Genomic DNA, 3,287 nt, shown 5'->3' with positions numbered 1-3,287 from the left:
CATAGGAAGCCGATACGTCTCTGAGCTGCTTTGCCATTTTCATATCAATGACAGTCACACCCATTCTGACCATAAGTGAATATGTGAGCTTCTGCTGTTCCTCCGGCATAAAGGATATATCAACGGCTGAACGGAGCTTGATGTTGCCCTTGTCCACAAGTGCCTTAAATTCATCTATGAGCTTGTTCACCCTTAAAAGCCTTGCAACCTTTGAGGAGCTTATTCCGTATTCCTCGGCGGTCGCTTCTCTTGTTGTTAAATGTTCCACCGGAACATTTTGCTCCGCTTCGGGCTTATGCTTTCCGTTCTCGATGAAATAAAGCTCGTCACTTATGGCTTTCAGCTTCCTTTCATCAAACAGCTTGCTGTACCGAATACCTACCGCAAATGCCTGTTCGCTTATCTTCAAATCTTGGAACGACCTTTGGAGCAGATTCGTTTCAATGACATATACCTCTGCTTCTTCATCGGATAAATCGGTTTTGACAACGGCAGGAACACTTATTATCCCTGCCTGTCCTGCGGCATACACTCTGTTGTGTCCCGACAGTATCTCATACTTTCCGCTGTCCATAGTCCTCACGATAATGGGTGTCATAATTCCGTTCTTGGATATGGACTGTATCATATCTTGCAGACGTTCGCCCTGATAGAGCGTAAATCTGTGATTGTGATACGGTACCAGCTTGTCAATAGCTATGTTTGTTATTCCCGTTTCGGAGGAGAAGTCCAGACCGTCTGCCACTCCGAATTTGCTTGTAACATTCCTTGCCACAACAAAAACTCCTTTCATTCGGTTATTCGTGATATATCTGCCCAACGTGTCCGTCCGGCTCATCGGGAGCTTCATAATCGTATATACGGAAATCTCTCGGTGAATACTCCGCCTTTTCACGCTTGATTTTGGAAATGTAGCCTTTCATAGTTTTAAGGCTGTTTCCGCAATATCCGCCGTGCAAGTGCTTGTCATATTCCCCTGTCAAATGATTGTATGTACCGTTGCAGGGTTCAATTTCATTACTTATATACTCTAAAAAATACCGCTTCATATCCTTATCCTATCAGTTCATCGGCAAGCCTGTTGTAGTCCTCGGCGGCCGTACATTTGGGTGCGTATGCAATAAGTGTCCGCTTCTGTGCCTGTGCTTCCTTGACCTTGATGCACTCTCGGATAGAGGTATCGAATATCTTTGTATTCATACTCTCCGCAACCTTTTCAAGAGAAGCCTTGACCTCTCTTGAAAGGTTTGCCCTGCCGTTATACTTTGTGAGCAGAAGCCCTGCAACAGTCAGCTTTGGATTCTGACGCTTCTTTATAGCTCTTATGGTTTCATTGAGCTGTGAAAGCCCCTGCAAAGCGTATCTGTCCGCCGTAACCGGGATAATTACTTCATCGGCAGCTATAAGACAGTTATGCAGTATGGAGTTCATCGCCGGGGCCGTGTCGATGAAAATGTAGTCATAATCATCGCACTTCTCCAAAGCATCTGACATTCGGTAAAGTCCGTCAACGCAGCCTTTCAGCTTTTCATCAGCCTGCCTTAACAGGCTGTCCCCTGCAAGTATCTCTCCGCACTCGGTATGCTGAATTGCTTCCGATATGCTGATACGGCTTTCATCAAGGAGAACGTCATATATGGTCGCAACTCCCTCGGTTTCAGCACGATAGGTGTCGGTGGTGTTGCACTGTTGATCGCAATCAATGATTAGTGTCTTGTATCCTCTCTGTGCAAATATCGAAGCCAGAGCAGTAGCGGTCGAAGTTTTCCCTACTCCTCCTTTTTGGGAAGCACAAATTATTACCTTGCCCATAAAAACCGTCCTTTCATTCAGTTATTCTCTTTGCCTATCTTGCCGACCTTCTCGATCCACTTATCAACAGCATTGATGATGCCCTCATAGGCTTCATATCTCTCCATTTTCTCGTTATAGAGGTCAATATCGTCCTCGTCTGCATCTTCAGGAAGTTCATCGGGCTTGTCATAATAGCCGTTAAATTCAAGGTAGTCACGGCGTTCTGTGAGATAGCCCTGAAAGGCTGAGTGTATGCCCTTTGCATAGTTGGTATCGCCCTCTGCATAAAGGTCAACGATTTTCTCTGCAACGGCAGCACAAGTCATTTCATAGCAGTCAGCATCCAGATCGTCCATTGTGCAGAACGATGACCTTGCAACGTCCTCCCAGTCCTCATAGTAGTCGGAGGTTTCACAAGCATAGCCTATGTCCTCAAGGATCTCGGTTACTCTCTCATAGCTTTCATCGGAAATTCTAAACATAATAAGTACCTCTCTTTTCATTTATTCAGATTTTTAAGGCTATTCATAACTGCCCTGCGTTCTTCAGCTGTCATGGACTTACGCTGTGGCTTCGGCTTTCTGCGTTCGGCATAAGCCCTTAACGCTTTTTCACGGATATTTCTGATCCTTTGCTCACGGCTGATAATTACCTCTGCCTGTGCCGAAAGAATTGTCTTGGCAATGATAAGCTCACTCTTGGCATCAGTCATTTTCGTCCTCCTTTATGCGTCCCTGCCTGTCATACTCACGGTACATTCTGCCGATAACACCGCTTAAAAGCTCTTCCGCATAATCGTTAAAGGTCATATCGGTTTCGCCGTCTGCCCTTTTCAAAAGGCGGAGCTTGTTGAAGTCCTTATCCGAAAGACTGAATTCAAATTTAACTGCCATAGACCATTACCTCCGTTTGATGTTCCACCGGAACATTTTGTTTCGTGTTTTGATTACATTTATATTTTACTACTTGCGACAGTAGTTTTCAATAGTTATCCCGGACAAAGTTTTCGGCAAATTCCGGTGCAATGCGCACATTGACTTCTGTGTATGGGTATGATATAATAAGGTATTAAATACTTACGCAAGTAGAAAGAGTGATAATATGCCTGTATCGGAAAAGCAAAAGGGCTACGCCCGAAAATGGGACAAAGAGAATATGCACACCATTTCCACCCGTGTCCGAATGGAAGAATTCAAGGACTACAAGGCTTGGTGTGAAATGCGTGGGGTTTCCGTCACCTCCGAGATAAAGCGGTTTGTTATGAGCGAGCTTGACAAATATTATGCCGAGCTTGACCGCCTGCACGAAGAAGAAATGAAAAAGTGATTTTGGTTATCCTCCCCTTTCTTTGATTTATATTTGATTTTTTTATTTTGATATGGTATAATGCTTTTAACAGCAGATTGAATGTGTCTGCCGACAAATCGGGACTTGTTGCGATGATTATTTATGAAAGGGATAGTTATGATTGAACTAAATATTGAAGATTATAT

7 protein-coding genes are annotated in these 3,287 nt (G+C 44.1%); 1 reads left to right on the top strand and 6 read right to left on the bottom strand.

Annotated features, from left to right (window positions below; translation table 11 throughout):
• The 6 genes from ACR0QN_RS14080 to ACR0QN_RS14055 all read right to left on the bottom strand — a co-directional run.
• Positions 1-775 (bottom strand): ParB N-terminal domain-containing protein (locus tag ACR0QN_RS14080; RefSeq protein ID WP_432651855.1); only part of this gene is annotated, 775 nt, incomplete at its 3' end.
• A gap of 22 nt (positions 776-797) precedes the next feature.
• Positions 798-923, bottom strand: coding sequence for a hypothetical protein (locus tag ACR0QN_RS14075; RefSeq protein WP_432651854.1), 126 nt, complete (start codon positions 921-923; stop codon positions 798-800).
• 130 nt (positions 924-1,053) lie between these two features.
• On the bottom strand, positions 1,054-1,812 hold the full coding sequence (locus ACR0QN_RS14070) for a ParA family protein (protein WP_432651853.1): 759 nt from the start codon (positions 1,810-1,812) through the stop codon (positions 1,054-1,056).
• 17 nt (positions 1,813-1,829) lie between these two features.
• The gene (locus ACR0QN_RS14065; RefSeq protein ID WP_432651852.1) at positions 1,830-2,276 is read right to left on the bottom strand and encodes a hypothetical protein; all 447 of its coding nucleotides are present in this window, start codon (positions 2,274-2,276) and stop codon (positions 1,830-1,832) included.
• A 17-nt stretch (positions 2,277-2,293) separates the two neighbouring features.
• Positions 2,294-2,506 carry a hypothetical protein gene (locus ACR0QN_RS14060; RefSeq protein ID WP_432651851.1) on the bottom strand — a complete coding sequence of 71 codons (213 nt, stop codon included), beginning with the start codon at positions 2,504-2,506 and terminating at the stop codon, positions 2,294-2,296.
• Complete coding sequence (locus ACR0QN_RS14055; RefSeq protein WP_432651850.1) at positions 2,499-2,687, bottom strand: hypothetical protein; 189 nt, start codon at positions 2,685-2,687, stop codon at positions 2,499-2,501. The genes ACR0QN_RS14060 and ACR0QN_RS14055 overlap by 8 nt, the downstream gene beginning before the upstream one ends.
• 208 nt (positions 2,688-2,895) lie before the next feature.
• Between ACR0QN_RS14055 and ACR0QN_RS14050 the strand changes: the two genes are divergently transcribed.
• Positions 2,896-3,120 (top strand): hypothetical protein, encoded by a 225-nt coding sequence (locus ACR0QN_RS14050; RefSeq protein ID WP_432651849.1) that lies wholly within the window; start codon positions 2,896-2,898, stop codon positions 3,118-3,120.
• The last annotated feature ends 167 nt before the right edge of the window (positions 3,121-3,287 follow it).

The sequence above is a fragment of the Huintestinicola sp. genome, assembly GCF_050874005.1.
Classification (GTDB): Bacteria; Bacillota; Clostridia; order Oscillospirales; family Ruminococcaceae; genus Huintestinicola.
The sequence above is the reverse complement of the archived record's forward strand: the minus strand, read 5'-3'. Positions and strand labels throughout refer to the sequence as shown.

What these genes read in the sequence shown, in the direction of transcription:
- ACR0QN_RS14075 (WP_432651854.1), bottom strand. Translation starts at nt 923, where the DNA reads ATGAAAGGCTACATTTCCAAAATCAAGCGTGAAAAGGCGGAGTATTCA.
- ACR0QN_RS14070 (WP_432651853.1), bottom strand. Translation starts at nt 1,812, where the DNA reads ATGGGCAAGGTAATAATTTGTGCTTCCCAAAAAGGAGGAGTAGGGAAA.
- ACR0QN_RS14065 (WP_432651852.1), bottom strand. Translation starts at nt 2,276, where the DNA reads ATGTTTAGAATTTCCGATGAAAGCTATGAGAGAGTAACCGAGATCCTT.
- ACR0QN_RS14060 (WP_432651851.1), bottom strand. Translation starts at nt 2,506, where the DNA reads ATGACTGATGCCAAGAGTGAGCTTATCATTGCCAAGACAATTCTTTCG.
- ACR0QN_RS14055 (WP_432651850.1), bottom strand. Translation starts at nt 2,687, where the DNA reads ATGGCAGTTAAATTTGAATTCAGTCTTTCGGATAAGGACTTCAACAAG.
- ACR0QN_RS14050 (WP_432651849.1), top strand. Translation starts at nt 2,896, where the DNA reads ATGCCTGTATCGGAAAAGCAAAAGGGCTACGCCCGAAAATGGGACAAA.